This is a genomic window from Paraburkholderia adhaesiva (assembly GCF_021390575.1).
GTDB lineage: Bacteria > Pseudomonadota > Gammaproteobacteria > Burkholderiales > Burkholderiaceae > Paraburkholderia > Paraburkholderia adhaesiva.
This window is the reverse complement of the sequence record NZ_JAJEJQ010000002.1, coordinates 1,739,793-1,758,532: the sequence shown is the minus strand read 5'-3', so window position 1 is coordinate 1,758,532 and position 18,740 is coordinate 1,739,793. Positions and strand designations below refer to the sequence as shown.

The window sequence follows — 18,740 nt, the reverse complement described above, 5'->3', positions numbered from 1 at the left end:
CCTTCATGGCCATCACGTACCCGTGCGCGAGAGATTCGACAGCACCGCGACCGGCATCGCCGCGAGCACGTCGCGCAGGGGCAGCGTGTTTTCGCCGTCCGTGGTCCGGACGGCATCGCTGAGCCAGTCGTGCCATTGCGGCACGTTCCAGTCTTTCGGCAACACGATCGCCGTATCGCCCCAACGCGCTGATGCGACGAGCGGCGCTTGCCCTTCGATGAGCGTCGCCGCCAGTCGCGTACCGACGATTACGGCGCAGGCATTACCTCGCCGGCGAGCGAACGCGATGGCGTGTTGCGCGAGTGCGCCGCGCACTTCGAGCGGCAGATAGCTGCCTTCGCGCAGCAGTTCAGGCGCCTGCGAGCGCAGTGCGAGCAACCGGCGAACGATGGCGAGTTTCACCTGCGCGTCGCGCCAGTGCGGCAGTTTTGCGGCGGGCGGCGCGTCATCGAGTGCCGCTGCGCGCGCCGCGTGGTCGACAGGCCGGCGGTTATCCGGCTCGACGAGGCTGAAATCCCACAGTTCGGTGCCCTGGTACAGATCGGGTACACCCGGCGACGTAAGGCGCAGCGTAGTCTGCAGTAACGCGTTGAGCGCGCCAGCAGGCGCGACGCGTGCGACGAAGCCAGCGAGCGCGTCCAGGAATCCGTCGCGTCGTTGCGGCGCGAGGATATCGAACAAAAATGCCTGGCAGTCCGATTCATAGGATTCGTCGGAGGCCAGCCAGTTCGTGCGCAGTTTCGCTTCACGCAGCGCTTTCAGTTGCCATTGCGCGACCCGCTCGGCTAGTGCGCGAACGCCCGCTTCGTCGCCAGGATCGAGATCGGGCGGCCAGCAGCCGACCAGTGTCTGATACAGCATTGCCTCGGCCGTGGGGCCCGGCGCCCAGTCCGCCGCATTGGCGGCGCCCGCGACGTCGTTGCGGCGGTGCGGCTGGTTCAACGTCGACCATGCCCGCAGTGCCGCGCCCCATTCCGTGGGTAGTTCGCTCAATACCGCGAGGCGCGCGCGCATATCCTCGCCGCGTTTGTGGTCGTGCGTCGCCGTGGCGAGCAGCGCGTGGGGAAAACGCCGCTGACGCTCCTGATTCGCGGCGTGAAAGTCATCGACGCTACGCGCGAAATCGTCGGGATCGGAGCCGACTTCGTTACGCGACAGCAGGCGGCCATAGCGGTAGTACGCCGTGTCTTCGGCGGCCTTCGCCGCTAGCGGTGCGGTGAGCTGCGAGAAGAGCGCGAGCGCCGTACGTTGCGCGATGAGCGCGTGACTGAGCGGCGCGTTGGGCGAACCGTTTTGTGTGCCATTTTGTGTGCCGCTTTGCGTACTGCCTTGTACACCACGCACCGCCCGCGTTGCCTTGTTGTTCGTGGCCTGCGCGTCGGCGTCCGGCGCCCGGCCGCCTAGCCACGCATCGACCTGTTCCAGCACGGCGCGGTTTGCACGCGGCAGGGCGTGCCGCGCGGCATCGCGTGCGATGTCGAAATAGCGGTTGTCGAGTGGCCCGCGCAGCCCGTTCACCGGATAGATGCGATACACGGGGAAGTGAATGGCGAGCTGCGCCACGGTGCGATGTACGCTCGCGTAGGTGAAGTCGCGCGTGGCCGTCTGTTCGCGCGCGATGCGGTGCAGCGCGCGCGCTGCGTGGTCGAGTTCGGCGCACAGATACGCGGCCAGCACTTCACGTCGCGCATCGAGCTGCACCTGCGCGAACGATGCGTGCGTTCCCGCGATGCCAGCCCACGTCTCCGCAAGCGGCTGTGCGCCCGCCGGGTCGTGCAGCAGGGCGCCCACGTCGTTCATGAAGTCATAGCCGGTGGTGCCCTGCACAGGCCAGTCGTCTCGCAGCGCTTCGCCGCGCGCCAGAATCTTTTCGACGACGATATAGGGCAGCGCCGCGCGCAGCGGCACGAGCCGCTGCCGCAGGCGCTCGCAGTACTCGCGCGGATCGGCGAGGCCGTCCACATGATCGACGCGCACTCCATCGATCACGCCATCGGCGTAAAGCCGGAACACGAGCTTGTGCACGGCCTCGAATACATCGTGCCGCTCGACGCGCACGCCCGCGAGCGCGCTCACGTCGAAAAAGCGCCGCCAGTTCACTTCGTCGGTCGCGGTGCGCCACCACGCGAGCCGGTAATGCTGGCGTTCGAGCAGCCGGTGCAACTGGTCGCGCGCGGCTGGGTCCGCGCCCGCATACGCTTGCAGCACGTAGTCGATTGGAGCGGTGCCTTCGCGTTCGACGAAGGCGAGGAGCGCCTTGCAGGCGGCCGCAGCGCGCTGCTGGTCCTCGGGCTGCGTCGTGAGACCGTGGAACGGTGTCGCGAGCGCGTCGAGATCGGCACGGTTGGCCGACTGTAGTAGCGCCGCGTAATCGGTCGGGCAGATCGGACACACGTGCGGACCATACGCGATGTAAAAGCGCGCCTCGCGCGCGTCGAACTTCAATTCGATGCGGCCTGCCGCGAGTTCTTCGCCATATTGCGCGTTGAGAAACGGCATCAGCACCTTGCCGCGCAGCGCGGGGTCGGGCGAGTGCCAGTCGACGTCGAAGTGCCGCGCGTAGGCGCTGTGACGGCCCCATTCGAGAATGTCGCGCCACCAGGCGTTGTGCGCGCCGCCCACGCCCATGTGGTTCGGCACGATGTCGACGATGAGGCCCATGCCGCGATCGTGCAGTTTCGCGGCGAGCCTGCGCAGACCCGCTTCGCCACCGAGTTCCGCGCTCACCGTGCCGTAATCGACCGTGTCGTAACCGTGCGTCGATCCGGGCTGCGCCGTCGTGATCGGCGACGTGTACAGATGACTTACGCCGAGCGCCGCGAAATAGTCGAGCTGCGCGAGCGCGTCGTCGAATGTGAAGCCGTTATGCAGCTGCAGCCGCAGCGTCGCGCGGGGAATGGTCATGGCGTCGGCGCTGCGGGAGGTACGGCGGGTGGCACGACAGGCGGCACAACGCGCACGCCTGGTTCGGATGACTCGCCCGCCGCGGACCCGTGCGTCGCGGCAACGCGCGCGCGAGTCACGGCTTCGACACGGGCGGCGAACGCCGGATCGGCGTAGAGCGCATCGACGGGTAGCGGCAGGCGCTGGCGCCAGTTCGGGTGTTCGTCGATCGAGCCCGGCAGATTCGGTTGCTCCACGACGGCGAGCAAGTCTTCGAGTGGGCACATCACGAGCGGGCTTGCACTCGCCGCGACGTAGCCAAGCGCGCCTTCCACAGGCGCGTGATTGCGTGGCGGTTCGCCTGCGTTGCGCGGCACGCAGCCGTTTTCCTGCAGCGCGTGCCATAGTGCCGTGCGTTCGGCCGCACGCTGTGCGTGTTCGAGCGCGACGGGATCGCGCTTGTCCGCGCGCGGCAGGGTCTGGCCGATGCGGTTGCGCCAGTCGATATCGAGCCCGCGCCACCAGCCCGCGATGGTTGGCAGATCGTGCGTCGATGTCGTCGCGATGCCGTGCGTGTCCCAATGCCGTGGCGCGAGGAATGCGTCGCCTTCGCGCTCGAACCACAGCACGCGGATGCCGTAGAGTCCGTGCTTCGCGAGCCGCTCGCGCAGGCCGGGCGGCACGATGCCCAGATCCTCACCGATCACGATCGCGCGATGGCGCCACGATTCGAGCGCGATGAGCCGCACGAGGTCCTCGAACGGATAGCGCAGATACGCGCCGTGCTTCGCGCTTTCGCCTTCAGGCACGAGCCACAGCCGCCGCAGGCCGAGAATATGGTCGATGCGCACGCCGCCCGAATGCACGAACGCAGCGCGCAACATGTCGATGAACGCGCGAAACCCGTTGTTGTGCATCGCACGCGGCGAGAACGTCGTGAGGCCCCAGCTTTGGCCGGCCTGATTGAAGATGTCGGGCGGCGCGCCCACCGATACGCGCTGCAGCATGTCGTGCGGCAGCGCCCACGCATGGCTGCCCGCGCCGTCGCAGCCCACGGCGAGATCGGCGACGAGACCGATCGACATGCCCGCTTCTCGCGCGTCGCGTTGCGCGCGCGCGAGGCCTTCAGCCGCGAGCCATTGCAGGAATCGATGGAAATCTACTTCGTGACGGTGTTCCGCTGCGAAGGCTTCGACCTCGGGGCTGCGCGGGTCGCGCACGCTGGCGGGCCAGTCGCGCCAGTGACGCGGACCGTCTGGACTGCGGAGTATCTCGGCCTGCAACGCCTCGAAGCGCGCGTGATCTTCGAGCGATTCGCCACCTTGCGTGCAGAACGCTTCAAACGCAGCGGCACGCGGCGAACCACTTGCGCGTTCGTCCTTGTCGAAGCGCTCGAACAGTGTGCGCAGCACCTGCAGCTTGAGCGGAACGACGCGCTTCCAGTCGATCAGCGGCAGCGCTTCGAGTTCGTCCCAGGCGGCTTCGGCGTGAACGGCAGCGATCGCTTCGCGGGCCGCCTGCGCACCGAACATCGCAGCCGGATCGATATGGATGACATTCAGCCAGAGCCGCGACGAAGGCGAATACGGGCTGAAGTGACCCGCTTGCGCGCTGAACATGGCATGCGTCGGACTGACCGCGAGCGCCTGCGCGCCATGCTTCGCGCTGTGTGCGGCGAGTGTCGCGAGCGCGGTGTAATCGCCGATGCCGCCGTCGCCTTTGCGGCGCAGCCCGTAGAGTTGCGCCGCGACACCCCACAGCGCGGGCACGTGCGCGTGCTCGCCGTGGGTGGTGCGCCACGCGTCGGCGACCGTATGGCAGCGCGGCGGCGCGACGGCGAGCGTCAGTTGATGCTCGTTCACCGTGAGCGTGTGATAGCCCGGCTCGGTGAGCGGCGCGAGCAGCGCGGGGGCGCATTTGGGCGCGGTAACGCGCCCCTCTATGTGCTCGCCGCTTTCGAGGTCGATGCGATAGCGACCGCCCGCACGTACCGCGGAGACGGGCAGCGCAATCGCGCTTTCGTACTCGGCGGTGATGAGCGGCGGCAGGTGCCGCGCCGAGCGCTCCGCGTTGATCATCGCCGCGCTCTGACGCAACTGCGCGGCGCTATTGCACGGCAGTCCCGCGCATTCGAGCAGCATGGCAAGCGTGCTGTCCGCCACGCGCTGCATGTTGCCGTGCGCGTCGATCCATTCCACCTCGAAGCCCACGCGTTCGGCGAGGCTCGCGACCGTTTCCGTGCGGCGCGCCGTGCTCATGCTTGCGGCTCCTCGCGATGGACGACGCGCGCGTCATGATGAATCGCGTAGTCGGGCACATCGCCGGTCAGCCACGCGACGCAGGATCGCGCGGGCAGCACGCCGTTGTCGATGCGATCACGCGCGCGGGCGGGCGTTTCGAAAACCACCATGCCGTCGGGCTCGTGATTGAGCGGCACGCCTTCGTGGCCGAGATTGAGCGCGAGCGTGAGGATCGCGCCATCGTCGAGACGCCAGCGCGCGACGAGCGCCGCGAGATCCTGGCCGGCGTCGTCGGCGAGTACGGTCGCGCCGAGTGCGCTCGCGCGGCGCAGGCGCGGTGTCAAGAGACGCGCGCGCACCGCAAGCGCCGATTTGTAGAAGTGCATCCATTCGAGCCGGTCGCCGTCCTGGCGCGTGTCGAGTGGCGGCGAAGAGTTCGCGAACGTCGTCGCATCGTTGGGATCGGGAATCCGATCGCGTCGAGCCGGATCGCTGAACGCGCTGAACGCCGCGAATTCGTGCCTGCGTCCTTCGCGCACCGCATCCGCGAGGTCGCCCGTGTAAGCGGTGAAGTACTGGAACGGCTGTGTCGAGCCGTACTCCTCGTCCATGAACAAGAGCGGAATCTGCGGCGTGAGCAGGTGGAGCGCCGTCGCGGCGCGCAACACGTCGTCGTCGTTGCAGAGCGTGCGCAACCGCTCGCCGAACGCGCGGTTGCCGATCTGGTCGTGATTCTGCAGGAACATCACGAATGCACTCGGCGGCAGATGCGCACTCGGTTCGCCGCGCGGCTGCCCGGCGTGCGCGGGCGACGCTTCACCCTGGTACGCGAAGCCTTCGGCAAGCACGCGCGCGAGCTTGTGGATCGGATGCGCTGCATACGAACGGTAGTAGCCCTCGTTTTCGCCAGTCAGCAGGACGTGCAATGCGTGGTGGGCGTCGTCGTTCCATTGGGCGTCGAAGTGCGACTCCAGCAGATTCGCCGCGTTGCGGTCGTTCTCCAGTACGAGATGAACGTGCCGGCCGGTCTCGATGCGCGCATGCACGTGATCGGACAGTTCGCGCAACCAGGGTGCGTTGGCGATGGCATGCGCGGCATCGATGCGCAGGCCGTCGAAGCGGTATTCGGTGAGCCAGTACAGCGCGTTGTCGCAGAAGAAGTCTCGCACTTCGAAGCGATCGAAATCGGGGGCGACGCCCCACGGCGTTTCAACGTCATGGCGGAAGAACGGCTTCGCATACTCGCCGAGCCAGTTTCCATCCGGGCCGAAATGGTTGTAGACCACATCGATGAATACTTGCAGGCCGAGTCCGTGCGCCGTGTCGACGAGCGCCTTGAGTTCGTCGGGCGTGCCGTAAGCCGCGTGCGGGGCATACAGCAGCACACCGTCGTAGCCCCAGCCGCGCTCGCCCGGATAGTCGTTCAGCGGCATCAGTTCGATTGCCGTCACGCCGAGTTCAGCGAGTGCGGGCAGGCGTGCACTCACGCCGCGATAGCCGCCGAGCGCGCCCACGTGCAGTTCGTAAATCACCGTCTCGTCCCACGGTCGTCCCATCCAGTGCGCGTGCTGCCACGCGTAGGCGCGTGGATCCAGCACGGCGCTTGGGCCGTGCACGCCCTGCGGCTGGAAACGCGAGGCAGGGTCCGGAACCAGCTGCTGGCCATCGATGCGGTAGCGATAGAGCGTGCCCGGCCCGCACGGCGACTGCGCCTCGAACCAGCCGTTCCCGGTGGGTGTCATGTCGAGCGGCGCGACAGGTACGTCCGCAGCGCCGCCATCGGACGTGGTCTCGAACACCACTTGCACGGCCTTGCACGACGGCGCCCAGAAGCGAAAGCGCGTTTGCGGCTTCCCGCGCGCCGCGCCGCTCAACTGCGCGCCGAACGGCAGGCAATGCATATAGCGGCGGGCATGCGGATCGTGTGTTGGCGAGGACATGGCGGATTCCAGTGGTTTCCCGTGTCGATGAGCGCCGGTCAGTGAGGGACGATGCGCGCGTCAGGCGGCGGCCCTGGATCAGGCGGCGACGGTACTGCATCGTCTGAAGGCGCGGCCTCGCGCACGCTTTCGCGCGTGGGCCACGCACACAGCACCACGAGCGCGTGCGCGGCCACCTCGAACGTGATGCAGGGCAGCGCGCGCGGCGCGCCTTCGGGATGCGCGCTGTCGAGCAGCACGTCCCACTGCATGCGCGGCTTGGGCACCGAAAACGTGATGGCGTCCGGCGAGGCGTTCAGCATCATTAACAATACTTCTATTTCGCCATCGAGGCCCGGCCCTGCGCGCCGTAGCGCGAATGCGCGCGCATCGGGGTTTTGCCACACCGCGGGCGAAAGCCACTCGCCGCGTTCATCGAACCACTCGACGTCGCGGATGTCCGGCAGCACTTCATGCTCGCCATACAGGAAACGCGTTTCGCGCAGCAACGGATGATCGCGGCGCAACGCGATCGCGCGCGCGGCGAATGCCGTCATCGTTTCGCCCTGCGGCGAGGCCGCCAGTGTCCAGTCATTCCACGAAATCTCGTTGTCCTGGCAGTACGCGTTGTTGTTGCCGCGCTGCGTGCGGCAGGCTTCGTCGCCGGCGAGCAGCATCGGCGTGCCGAGCGCGATGAAAAGCGTCGCAAGCATCGAGCGTGCCACGCGAGCACGTATCTCGTTGATCGCCGGGTCGTCGGTCGGGCCTTCGACGCCCCAATTCGCGCTGCAGTTTTCGTTGTGGCCGTCGCGGTTCTCTTCGCCGTTGGCCTCGTTATGTTTGCGTTCGTAGGTGACGACGTCCGCGAGCGAGAAGCCGTCGTGCGCCGCGATGAAATTGATCGACGACCACGGGCGCCGCCTGCGTTTGTCGAACAGATCCGCCGACCCGGTGAGCCGCGCGGCAAGTTCGGCGCGCTGACCGGCGTCGCCGCGCCAGAAGCGGCGCACGCTGTCGCGAAAGCGGTCGTTCCATTCGGAAAACCCGGGCGGATGATGGCCCAGTTGATAGCCGCCCGGCCCCACGTCCCAGGGCTCGGAGATCAGCTTGCACGACGCGAGCACCGGGTCCTGGCGCAACACGTCGAAAAAGCCGCCGTTCGGATCGAAGCCCGTGGCCTCGCGCCCGAGCGTCACGCCGAGGTCGAAGCGAAAACCGTCGATGCGGTACGACGTGGCCCAGTAGCGCAGCGAGTCGGCCACCATTTGCAGCACGCGCGGATGCGAGAGATTCATCGTGTTGCCGACGCCGGTATCGTTGATGTAGTGGCGCGCGTCGCCCGGCACGACGCGATAGTAGCTGGCGTTGTCGAGCCCGCGCCACGAGATCGTGGGGCCCGTTTCGCCGCCTTCGCAGGTGTGGTTGTAGACGACGTCGAGGAAGACTTCGATGCCAGCCGCGTGCAGTTGGCGCACCGCGATGCGCATCATGTCGGGATCGTAGCGGCCGAGGTACGAGGGCTCGGGTGCAAAAAACGAGACCGTGTTGTAGCCCCAGTAGTTGCGCAGACCGCGCTCGACGAGAAAGCGCTCGGTGACGAACGCATGTACGGGGAGCAGTTCGACGGCGGTGACGCCGAGCCGCTGGAGGTGCTCGACGAAACGCGGTGTGGCGAGCGCGGCGAACGTACCGTGCGTGTGTGGGCGCGGGTCGTCGCGCTGGATCGAGATGCCGCGCAGATGCGTTTCGTAGATCACGGTCTTGTCCCACGGCACGTTGGGACGCACGTCATGCGACCAGTCGAAGCTGTCCGACACGACCATTGCCTTCGGCATGGCCGGTGCCGAATCGCGCCGCTCGATCGAGAGGTCGCCGCGCGCGGAGTGGGCGCGAAAGCCATAGAGCGTGTCCGACCAGCGAAACCGGCCGACGAGACGCCGCGCGTAGGGATCGAGCAGCAGTTTGAATGGATTGAAGCGATGGCCCGCGTGCGGCTGATACGGGCCATGCGCGCGCAGGCCGTATACCGTGCCCGGATGGGCGCCGGGCAGATAGCCGTGCCAGACTTCATCGGTGCATTCGGGTAGCGTATAGCGCGCGTATTCTTTGCGGCCAGTTCGATCGAAGAGGCACAGCTCGATACGCCAGGCATTGGCGGAGAACACCGCGAAATTCGTGCCGAGCCCATCCCACGTCGCCCCGAGCGGACAGGGCGAGCCCGGCAAGAGCTGGTCGGGCATGCCGTTAACCATGGCGATGCTCCTTGTGTTGTTCTTCGTCGTGCATCGGAGTCCTGATGTTTTATGTTCTCGTCCACGCTATCGCCGCAGGCGGAAGTAAAGCGTGCCGAGCGGCGGCAGCACGAGCAATGCCGACTGCGGCTTGCCGTGGCTCGCCACCGGCTCCGTCGAGATCAGGCCGCCGTTGCCCATGTTCGACCCGCCGTAGACCGACGCATCCGTGTTCAGCACTTCGTCCCACTGGCCTGGCTGCGGCATGCCGATGCGGTAGCCGTGGCGCGGCACCGGCGTGAAATTGCAGACCGCCACCATCTCGCGGCCCGCACCGTCCACGCGGCGCCATGCGAGCACGCTGTTTTCGGCGTCGTCGCCGACGAGCCATTCGAAGCCGGCAGGCTCGGCGTCGAGCGCGTAAAGCGCGGGCTCGGTGGCATAGAGGTGGTTGAGGTCGCTCACGAGTTTCTGCACACCGTGATGCAGCGGGTCGTCGAGCAGGCTCCACTGCGGCGTGCCGTCGTGGTCGAACTCGGCCAGTTGCCCGAACTCATCGCCCATGAAAAGCAGCTTCTTGCCCGGATGCGCCCACATGAAGCCGAAGTACGCGCGCAGATTGGCGAAGCGCTGCCAGCGGTCGCCGGGCATCTTGCCGAGCAGCGAGCCCTTGCCGTGCACGACCTCGTCGTGCGAAAGCGGCAGCACGAAACGCTCGGACCATGCGTAGACCATCGCGAACGTCATCTGGTGGTGGTGATAGCGGCGATGGATCGGGTCTTCGTGCATGTAGTGCAGCGTGTCGTGCATCCAGCCCATGTTCCATTTGAACTGGAAGCCGAGGCCGCCGTCCTCGATGCGCGCGGTGACGCCGGGCCATGCGGTCGATTCCTCCGCGACGGTCATCACGCCGGGGCGTTGCGGTACGTACTGCGTTTCGTGGTTCAGACGCTTCAGGAATGCAATCGACTCGAGGTTCTCGCGGCCGCCGTAGATGTTCGGTATCCACTCGCCGGCGTCGCGCGAATAGTCGCGGTAGAGCATGGAGGCGACGGCGTCCACGCGCAGTCCGTCGATGTGATAGCGCAAGAGCCACGCGAGCGCCGACGCGATCAGAAAAGCACTGACCTCGCGACGGCCGAGGTTGTAGATCATCGTGTTCCAGTCGGGGTGATAGCCCTCGCGAGGATCCACGTGTTCGTAAAGTGCGGTGCCGTCGAAATCGATGAGGCCGTGAGCGTCGTTCGGGAAATGCGCGGGCACCCAGTCGAGGATCACGCCAAGGCCTGCCGCGTGCGCACGATCGACGAAGGCCGCGAAGTCGAGCGACGATCCGAGGCGTGCGGTGGGCGCGAATTGCGAAACCGGCTGATAGCCCCACGATCCGGTGAAGGGATGCTCCGACACCGGCATCAATTCGATGTGCGTGAAGCCCATGCCCTGCGCGTAGGGGATCAGGCGATCGGCGAGCGCGGACCAGTCGCGGACGGGGGCGTCGGCGTCCTGCGTTGGCAGCCATGACGGCGCGTGAACCTCATAGACCGCCATCGCACTGCGCGCGCTCTGTTTTTCGCCGCGTGTTTGCAGCCAGTCGTGGTCGTGCCACGCGTAGTGGTCGATCGCGTCGACGTCCGCCACGATGGACGCCGTAGCGGGAGGGCATTCGGCCTGCAGCGCGCAGGGGTCCGCTTTGTGCGGCAGCACGTCGCCGCGTGCGCCGAGGATTTCGTATTTGTAGCGTGCGAGTGCTGCCAGGCGCGGGATGAACAGCTCCCACACGCCGGCTTCGTGACGCACGCGCATGGGATGGCGGCGGCCATCCCATGCGTTGAAGTCGCCCACGACGGAGACGCGCCGCGCATTCGGCGCCCACACGGCGAAGCGCACGCCGGGCACGCCATCGCAGATGACCGGTCGCGCACCGAGGCATTCGAGCACGGCATACGGATCGCCGTTCGCGAGCCGGTGCAGCGGTTCCTCGTGCAGTTGCGGGCCGAATGAGTAGGTATCCTCGATCTCCTGGGTCACGCCTTGCCAGTCGATGTCGAGGCGATAGGGCGCTGAAGCGGTGAGCGGTCCGGCGAAAAGCCCCGCCGGATGAATAAGCGAGAGTTCGCCAAGCGCTTGTGCACTTTCGCGCGCCACCACTTGCACACGCGACGCGTTGGGCAGCCACGCACGCACATACGGCGTGCCGTTGATCTCGTGCGGGCCGAGCAGCGAAAACGGATCGGCGTGCCGCGCGCCGACGATTGTGTCGATGTCCTGTTGCGTGAGGCCTGCGTCCGGCGCGTGTTCAGCCATGAGCGCCTCCTGCCGGGGGCGTGGTGGACGCGCTGGATGTGCCCGTCGCACCGAGTACGCGTCCCGCGATCGCCGCGAGCCCACGTACGGGAAGCGCGAGCCACGTGGGCCGGTTGGCGGCTTCGTAGCGGATTTCGTAGGCGGCCTTTTCGATCAGGAACAGGTCGAGCAGATCCTGTTCGTGCGCGGCGCTCACGAGCGCGTACGGCGCGTCGGCGACGGCGGCGCGATAGTGGCTGAGGAATGCTTCGACAGCGTAGCCGCGAAAACGCTCGAACAGCGTGCGCTTGCGATCGGCGGTTTGCTGCGGGGCGCTTTCGGTCGTCGATTGCGCGGCCGCCGCTGCATAAGAAAGCGAGCGCAGGAGACCCGCCACGTCGCGCAACGGGCAAGCCTTCGCGCGGCGATACTCGAGCGTCCGTGCAGGCTCGCCCTCGAAGTCGATCAGATAGGCGTCGCCCTGGGCGAGCAGCACCTGGCCCAGATGAAAATCGCCATGTATGCGGATACGCCACGCCGAGACGTCGAGCGGCACGCGATGCTCCACGGCCGCAATCAGTGCATCGCGGCGCGCGAGCAGCCCGAGCGCGAGTTCGCGGGCGTCATCGTCGAGTTGATGCAGGTCGGTCGAAGTGTGCCGTGCGAGGATGTCGAGCGCTTCGGTTAGCATCGCCTTCGTGTCGGCGATCCAGCCGCGCACGTCGGCACGGGTCGCCTCTACCGGCGCGAAGGCCTCATCTTCGGTTTGCGTGGCGAGCGCCACATGCAATTCGCCGAGCCGTTTGCCGATCGCGCCGATCACCGTGCAATAACCGCGCTCCGCTTCCTCTTCCTGGGCCTGATCGGCAGCGGCCTCGTCGTCGCTGCCGGAGAGCGCCAGCTCGTCGACCACGCGCCGCAGGTAGTCGAGCGCCCAGTCCCACGCGTTGCCTTGATTGTCGACATAACCCTGCAGGATCGCGAGCGTGTGTGGCACGCCTTGCGGATCGACACGCACCACTTCGCCTACTAGCGGTGCCGTGTTCGCGTAGCCGAGCTTCGTCAGATAGCGGCTCATTTCCACTTCGGGATGCACACCGGGCATAAGCCGGCGCACGAGCTTGAGCACGAGCATCTCGGCGATCACAAGCGAACTGTTGCTCTGCTCCGCGGCGAGCCAGCGTATTTCGGGCGTTTCGCCTGGATCGAGGGTTTCGAAGCGTTCCGTGGGCAGGAAATGGATCACGCTAAGCTGGACCGTGGGTACCGCCGCACGTTCGCGCAGCTTGAGCAGGACGCCGTGGGCGAACCATGGCAGCGAGAACGCGTCGGTGAGGTAGCCGACGTTGCGTCCGCGGCGCACGCGCGAGAGTGCGAGCTGGATATGCAGCGGCGTCGTTGTTTCGGTTCCCCAACTAATGGCGAGCGGGAGCACGTAGCGTGCGCTCGTGCCGTCCCTGAATTCGGCTTCGACTTCCGTGAAGGCGAAGCCGCCGCCCTGGATCGTCGTGAGCGCGGCGAGTCGCACGCCCTTGAGTTGCCGGTCCTTCGACGCGAACCAGCGTCGCCGCGACAGCCACGACGGCAGCACTTCCGATTCGAGCAGCCGCACGTTCTCCGGCGTGGGGCCCAATTGTCCTTCGCGGATCACGACCGTGACGAACTCGGGCAATTGCTCGGAAGTGGGCTGGCTCCATGCGGGACGCTGGGTGCCCGGACACAGGAGGAACCACAGAAAGCCGTAAGGCGGGAACGTGAGCAGATACGGCAACTGGCCGATGGGCGGGAACACCGAGTCGGCCGTCATTTCGATGGGCGACGTGCCGATGTATTCGGAAAGATCGAGTTCGACGGCCTGCGGCGCACGCGAAAGATTCGCGACGCACAGGATCGCCGGTTCGCCCGGCATTTCGCGCAGGTACGCGAGGATCTTGCGGTTCTCCGGGCGCAGGAAGCGGATCGTGCCGCGCCCGAAGGTCTGTTTCCCGCGACGCGTGGCGAGCATGCGGCGCGTCCAGTTGAGCAGCGAATGCGGATCGCGGTTCTGCGCTTCGACGTTGATGGCGTCGTATCCGTAGAGCGAGCCCATGAGCGGCGGCAGCACGAGTTGTTCGGGATCTGCACGCGAAAAACCGCCGTTTCGGTCCGACGACCATTGCATCGGGGTGCGCACGCCGTCGCGGTCGCCGAGGTGGATGTTGTCGCCCATGCCGAGTTCGTCGCCGTAGTAGATCACGGGCGTGCCGGGCATCGAGAGCAGCAGCGAGTTGATGAGTTCGATGCGGCGGCGGTCACGCTCCATGAGCGGCGCGAGGCGGCGGCGGATGCCGAGGTTCAGGCGCGCGCGCCGGTCGCTCGCATACGTGTTCCAGAGGTAGTCGCGCTCGGAGTCGGTGACCATTTCGAGCGTCAGTTCATCGTGATTGCGCAGAAATACCGCCCACTGGCAACTGGGCGGCAGATCCGGCGTCTGCTTCATGATGTCGATGATCGGGAAGCGGTCCTCGCTCGCAATCGCCATGTAGAGGCGCGGCATCAGCGGGAAGTGAAACGCCATGTGGCATTCGTCTTCGCTACCGAAGTATTCCTGCACATCCTCGGGCCACTGGTTCGCTTCGGCGAGCAGCATCCGGTTCGGATAGTGCTCGTCGATGGTCTTGCGGATCTGTTTAAGGATCTCGTGCGTCTCGGGCAGGTTCTCGTTGTTCGTGCCTTCGCGTTCGACGAGATAGGGCACCGCATCGAGGCGCAGCCCGTCGATACCCATGTCGAGCCAGAAGCGCATGATCTGCAGCACTTCGCGCAGCACGGCGGGATTGTCGAAGTTCAGGTCCGGCTGGTGCGAGTAGAAGCGATGCCAGTAGTACGCGCCCGCGACGGGATCGTGGGTCCAGTTCGACGGCTCCGTGTCGATGAAGATGATGCGCGTGCCAGCGTATTTCGTGTCGGTGTCGGACCACACGTAGTAGTTGCGATGATTCGAGCCCGGCCTCGACCGGCGCGCGCGCTGGAACCACGGGTGTTGATCGGACGTGTGGTTGATGACGAGTTCGGTGATCACGCGGATACCGCGTGCGTGCGCTTCCTGGATGAAGCGGCGCACGTCCGCGAGCTGGCCGTAGTCGGGGTGAACGTTGCGGTAGTCGGCGATGTCGTAGCCGTCATCGCGGCGCGGCGACGGGTAGAACGGCAGCAGCCAGATTGCGGTGACGCCCAGTCCTGCGATGTAGTCGAGCTTGGCGAGCAGGCCCGGAAAATCGCCTACGCCGTCGTTGTTGGCGTCGTAGAACGATTTCACATGCACCTGGTAGATCACGGCGTCCTTGTACCAGAGCGGATCGTCGGAGAGAAACGACAGCTTGCCGCGCCGCTGCGTCGCGTTCAGTACGCCGGGTTCGCTGGGCTCGCCAGGCTCGCCGGGCGCCGCGGTGTCGTGCGTGACGTCGTGTGTGGACGGTGCGTGATTGGGGGAATCGCGTTTCATGTCGCACCTGCGAGCGGGAAATCCGTATCCAGTTCGGGGTGGCCCGCGACGTGCGCGTCGGGCGATTCGGGGAGCGGCTCGTCGCGCGGCAGGCCGCGTGCGGGCTCGATGCGCCAGATCGCAAAGGGCCGCGTGTGCGGATCGAGGTGCATATGCTGCCAGCGGCCGCGCCATTCGAAGCGCTGGCCCGTATATTCGTCGGTGACGGTGAGCGTTGCACCATCGTCGATCTGCCAATGGTGGAACGTGTGCCACGAGAGTTCGAAATCGGCGCGCTGATCGCTGTACGGATCGAGGCTGATCGCGACGACTATGACGTTGTCGCGTGCGGGTGTGGCCTTTTCGAAGCAGAGAATCTGATCGTTGTGCACATCGAGGAACGTGACGCCGAGGTGCGTTTGCAGTGCCGGATTCGCGCGGCGGATGCGATTGAGCGCGGTGATTTCGCCGACGATGTGGCCATGGCGGTTCCAGTCCCATGCCCGCAACTGATATTTTTCGGAGTCCAGATATTCTTCGCTTTCAGGCAGTGCGCGGCCCTCGCAAAGCTCGAAGCCGCAATAGACGCCCCACACGCCGGAGAGCGTCGCGGCAAGCGCCGCGCGGATCATGAAACTCGCGCGCGTGCCCGTTTGAAGATGGCGCGGATTGATGTCCGGTGTGTTGACGAAGAAATTCGGGCGATAGAAGTCGCGTACAGGCGTTTGCGTCAGTTCGGTGAGGTATTCGGTGAAATCGCGCTTCGACTCGCGCCAGGTGAAATACGTGTACGACTGCGAGAAACCGAGTTTCGCGAGCCGGTACATGAGGCGTGGCCGCGTGAAGGCTTCGGAGAGGAAGAACACGTCGGGATGGCGCGCACGAACGTCAGCAATCATCCATTCCCAGAACGGCAGCGGTTTCGTATGCGGGTTGTCGACGCGGAAGATGCGCACGCCCGCGTCCGCCCAGAACAGGATCGCGTCGCGCAGCGCGAGCCAAAGGCCCGGTTTCGAATCGTGCGCGTAGAACTCGGGATTGACGATGTCCTGGTACTTCTTCGGCGGATTCTCGGCATAACGCAGCGTGCCGTCGGGACGCCACGCGAACCAGCCCGGATGCGCCTTGAGCCACGGGTGATCGGGCGAACACTGGACTGCGAAATCGAGTGCGATTTCGAGGCCGTGCTCGTGCGCGGCGGCCAGCATGCGGCGGAAATCGTCGAGCGTGCCGAGTTGCGGATGTACCGCCGTGTGCCCGCCATCGGCCGCGCCGATCGCATACGGGCTGCCCACATCGTTGGGCCCCGCAGTGAGCGTGTTGTTGCGGCCCTTGCGGTTGGCGAGGCCGATCGGGTGGATCGGCGGGAAGTACAGCACGTCGAAGCCCATGTTGCGAATGCGCGGCAGCTTCGCGATGACGTCGTCGAAGGTGCCGTGGCGCCCTTCGTCGTCGCTCATGGAGCGCGGGAAGATTTCGTACCAGCTCGCGAAACGCGCGGCTCGGCGTTCGGCGTCGACGCGGCGCACGTGAGCGTCGCGAGAGAGGAATGGTCGATGACGCGCGGCGCGCACAGCGGCGGCCGTTGCGGGGGCCGCGAGCAGGGCGCAGCGCGTGTCCGTGTCCGCGCCGACGAAACGCTTCACGATCGCGTCGAGTGACGCGTTCACCGCGCTGTGGCCGCCGTCTGCTTGATCGGGTGTGTCGGAGGTTTCGGCCGTCGCCAGGACGAGCGCGAGAAGACGGCTCGCTTCTTCCATCTCCAGATCGACGTTCTGGTTCACCGCGCGCTTCTTTTGAACGTGATCGACAAGCGAAGCGAAGTCGTCGCGCCACGCGATGACGACGAATTCGTGGCGCCCAATGCGATCGAGCGGGAAGTGTCCGCTCCACATGTCGGTGCCCGGCGGCAGCACGGGTGCCATCGGCGACTCGTGCCACGCGGTTTCGTCGGCGGCGCGCCACAGCACCGCTGCGTCGATGCGGTCGTGGCCATCGGCGAAGATCGCCGCGCGCACTTCGACACGTTCGCCGACGATGCGCTTCGCCACGAAGCGGCCTTCGTCGACCGAAGGCGTCACGCTTTCGATGGCGATGCGCGGGGAGAGGAGCGCATCGGCCACGGTCTTGTGACCACTCGTGCGGCCCTTGGCGACGTCCTCGCGCGGCGCGAGCAAGACCGCCGGAGCGGCCAGCGCGCGGAACATCCAGCACGCGCCTGCGGGCAGCGCGAAATGGTCCGGCACCGCGCTTGCGTCGCGAGCGGGAGCGCCGTGCGCGCCGCGTAATGTCTCGGCGTCGAGCGGTGAAAAGCGCGTGAAGCCGCCGGGCACGGCGTCGAGCAGATGCGCCATGTTCACGCGCACGGGTGCAGCGAGCGCGGGGTTGATGAGCGTGAGCACGGCATCTTCGGCGTCGCGCAAGTCCGCGCGATCACCGCGCAACAGCGCGACAACGGGCGCGCCCGGTCCGTTCAGCGCGCGGAGTTCGCCATTGCACTGCAAGGCCCACGTCTCGCGCTGCAACGCATTGGCGTGCGCAATGTCGGCGGAGAGATCGAACGGCGCACGCGCCCTGGCGGCTTCGAAGTCCGCCGGCGCGCCGCCTGCGAACTCGACGGCATCGGCCACGCCGTATTCGAAGCCCATCGGCACGAGCCAGCCCGTGCCGAGCGCCGCGGCCGCGCGCAGCATGCGCCGGTACGCGCGCTCGATCGCCCGCGCATCGGCGGCGCCCTCCTGGTCGTGGACAAAACGCTTGCCGTAGGGCGCCTCGGGAAACGCCACTGGCGAGCCCACGCGACGCACTATGTCGTGCTCCTCGATCATCCAGCTCGACGCAAAGTCCCACCAGCGCAGCGACGTGAATGCGGCATCGAATCCCGCGCCCTCCAGCCCGGCAACGGCCGAGCGCGAGAGCCCAGGTGTCGCGGCGAGCCAGCGTGCGTCGTGATGACGTTCGCGCACGACATCGAAGATGCCGCGCAGGACGTTCGCGGGCGTGCGATGCGGCGACTCGACGCGAAAGCCGCCGAGCCCGGCCTGCACCAGTTCGATCATGCGCTGCGACCACCACGCGGCGAGCGGCGCGGCCGCGCGTTCGAAGTCGGCGTAGGCGACGTGCGCGTCGCTATGGCCGTGGCGCGGATCGAGCCGCGCATCTTCCGGCTCGAACGGATGAAACCATTCGCGGTGCGCAGCGTAGAGCACGCCATCGGCGGCGGCGCGGTCGAGCGTGAGATCGGCGAGCAGCGTGATGCCACGCTCGCGTGCGGATTGCGTGAGCGTGCGCAACGCAACATCTGCGGATTGTGACGTTCCGAAGGCGGGATTGAGACGCGCATGATCGGCGACGATACGACCGTCGCCCGAAACACCCGGCGCGAACAACGCGCCGATCAGCACATGATCGAAACCGAGCGACGCCGCGTGCGCGAACAGGGCTGGCCACGCGTCGAGCGGACCGACATGGACGGAATGGACGAAGTAGATCCGCGGCGCATAGGCCTGAGGCGCTTCCATCGGTCGTCTTCCAGATGCGTCGGGCAAGTGGATGCGGACCTGCCGCGATCACGTTGCCCGGAGAGTGCCGGAACGTGCCGCGCTGCGCTCGTGGCGGCGCGTCCTGTTCAATGTAGTGCAGAAGCAGGCCGGAGCCAAACTGCGAACGCAGCCAGGCATCTCGCGGGCTGGTTCAGCAAAGGCCATGCCCGAAGTTGGGG

The 18,740-nt window shown here is 66.5% G+C and carries 7 protein-coding genes; all 7 read right to left on the bottom strand.

Annotation, left to right across the window (positions count from 1 at the left end; genetic code table 11):
• Positions 1 to 12: 12 nt before the first annotated feature.
• The gene (gene treY, locus L0U80_RS23470; RefSeq protein WP_233870860.1) at positions 13 to 2,904 is read right to left on the bottom strand and encodes a malto-oligosyltrehalose synthase; all 2,892 of its coding nucleotides are present in this window, start codon (positions 2,902 to 2,904) and stop codon (positions 13 to 15) included.
• Entirely contained in the window at positions 2,901 to 5,141 is a 2,241-nt protein-coding gene (gene malQ / locus L0U80_RS23465; protein ID WP_233870858.1) for a 4-alpha-glucanotransferase, read from the bottom strand. Before malQ ends, treY begins: the two co-directional genes overlap by 4 nt.
• Positions 5,138 to 7,063, bottom strand: coding sequence for a malto-oligosyltrehalose trehalohydrolase (gene treZ / locus L0U80_RS23460; protein ID WP_233870855.1), 1,926 nt, complete (start codon positions 7,061 to 7,063; stop codon positions 5,138 to 5,140). Before treZ ends, malQ begins: the two co-directional genes overlap by 4 nt.
• 38 nt (positions 7,064 to 7,101) lie before the next feature.
• The gene (glgX, locus tag L0U80_RS23455) at positions 7,102 to 9,294 is read right to left on the bottom strand and encodes a glycogen debranching protein GlgX (protein WP_233870852.1); all 2,193 of its coding nucleotides are present in this window, start codon (positions 9,292 to 9,294) and stop codon (positions 7,102 to 7,104) included.
• Between the two features lie 66 nt (positions 9,295 to 9,360).
• Positions 9,361 to 11,577, bottom strand: a complete 2,217-nt coding sequence (glgB, locus tag L0U80_RS23450; protein ID WP_233870849.1) for a 1,4-alpha-glucan branching protein GlgB — start codon at positions 11,575 to 11,577, stop codon at positions 9,361 to 9,363.
• The gene (gene treS, locus L0U80_RS23445; RefSeq protein WP_233870846.1) at positions 11,570 to 15,040 is read right to left on the bottom strand and encodes a maltose alpha-D-glucosyltransferase; all 3,471 of its coding nucleotides are present in this window, start codon (positions 15,038 to 15,040) and stop codon (positions 11,570 to 11,572) included. The genes glgB and treS overlap by 8 nt, the downstream gene beginning before the upstream one ends.
• Positions 15,037 to 18,540, bottom strand: coding sequence for an alpha-1,4-glucan--maltose-1-phosphate maltosyltransferase (locus L0U80_RS23440; RefSeq protein WP_233870843.1), 3,504 nt, complete (start codon positions 18,538 to 18,540; stop codon positions 15,037 to 15,039). Before L0U80_RS23440 ends, treS begins: the two co-directional genes overlap by 4 nt.
• Positions 18,541 to 18,740: the final 200 nt, after the last annotated feature.

Excerpts from the sequence above, each read along its gene's own strand:
- treS (WP_233870846.1), bottom strand. The coding sequence starts at position 15,040 with ATGAAACGCGATTCCCCCAATCACGCACCGTCCACACACGACGTCACG.
- L0U80_RS23440 (WP_233870843.1), bottom strand. The coding sequence starts at position 18,540 with ATGGAAGCGCCTCAGGCCTATGCGCCGCGGATCTACTTCGTCCATTCC.
- glgX (WP_233870852.1), bottom strand. The coding sequence starts at position 9,294 with ATGGTTAACGGCATGCCCGACCAGCTCTTGCCGGGCTCGCCCTGTCCG.
- treY (WP_233870860.1), bottom strand. The coding sequence starts at position 2,904 with ATGACCATTCCCCGCGCGACGCTGCGGCTGCAGCTGCATAACGGCTTC.
- malQ (WP_233870858.1), bottom strand. The coding sequence starts at position 5,141 with ATGAGCACGGCGCGCCGCACGGAAACGGTCGCGAGCCTCGCCGAACGC.
- glgB (WP_233870849.1), bottom strand. The coding sequence starts at position 11,577 with ATGGCTGAACACGCGCCGGACGCAGGCCTCACGCAACAGGACATCGAC.
- treZ (WP_233870855.1), bottom strand. The coding sequence starts at position 7,063 with ATGTCCTCGCCAACACACGATCCGCATGCCCGCCGCTATATGCATTGC.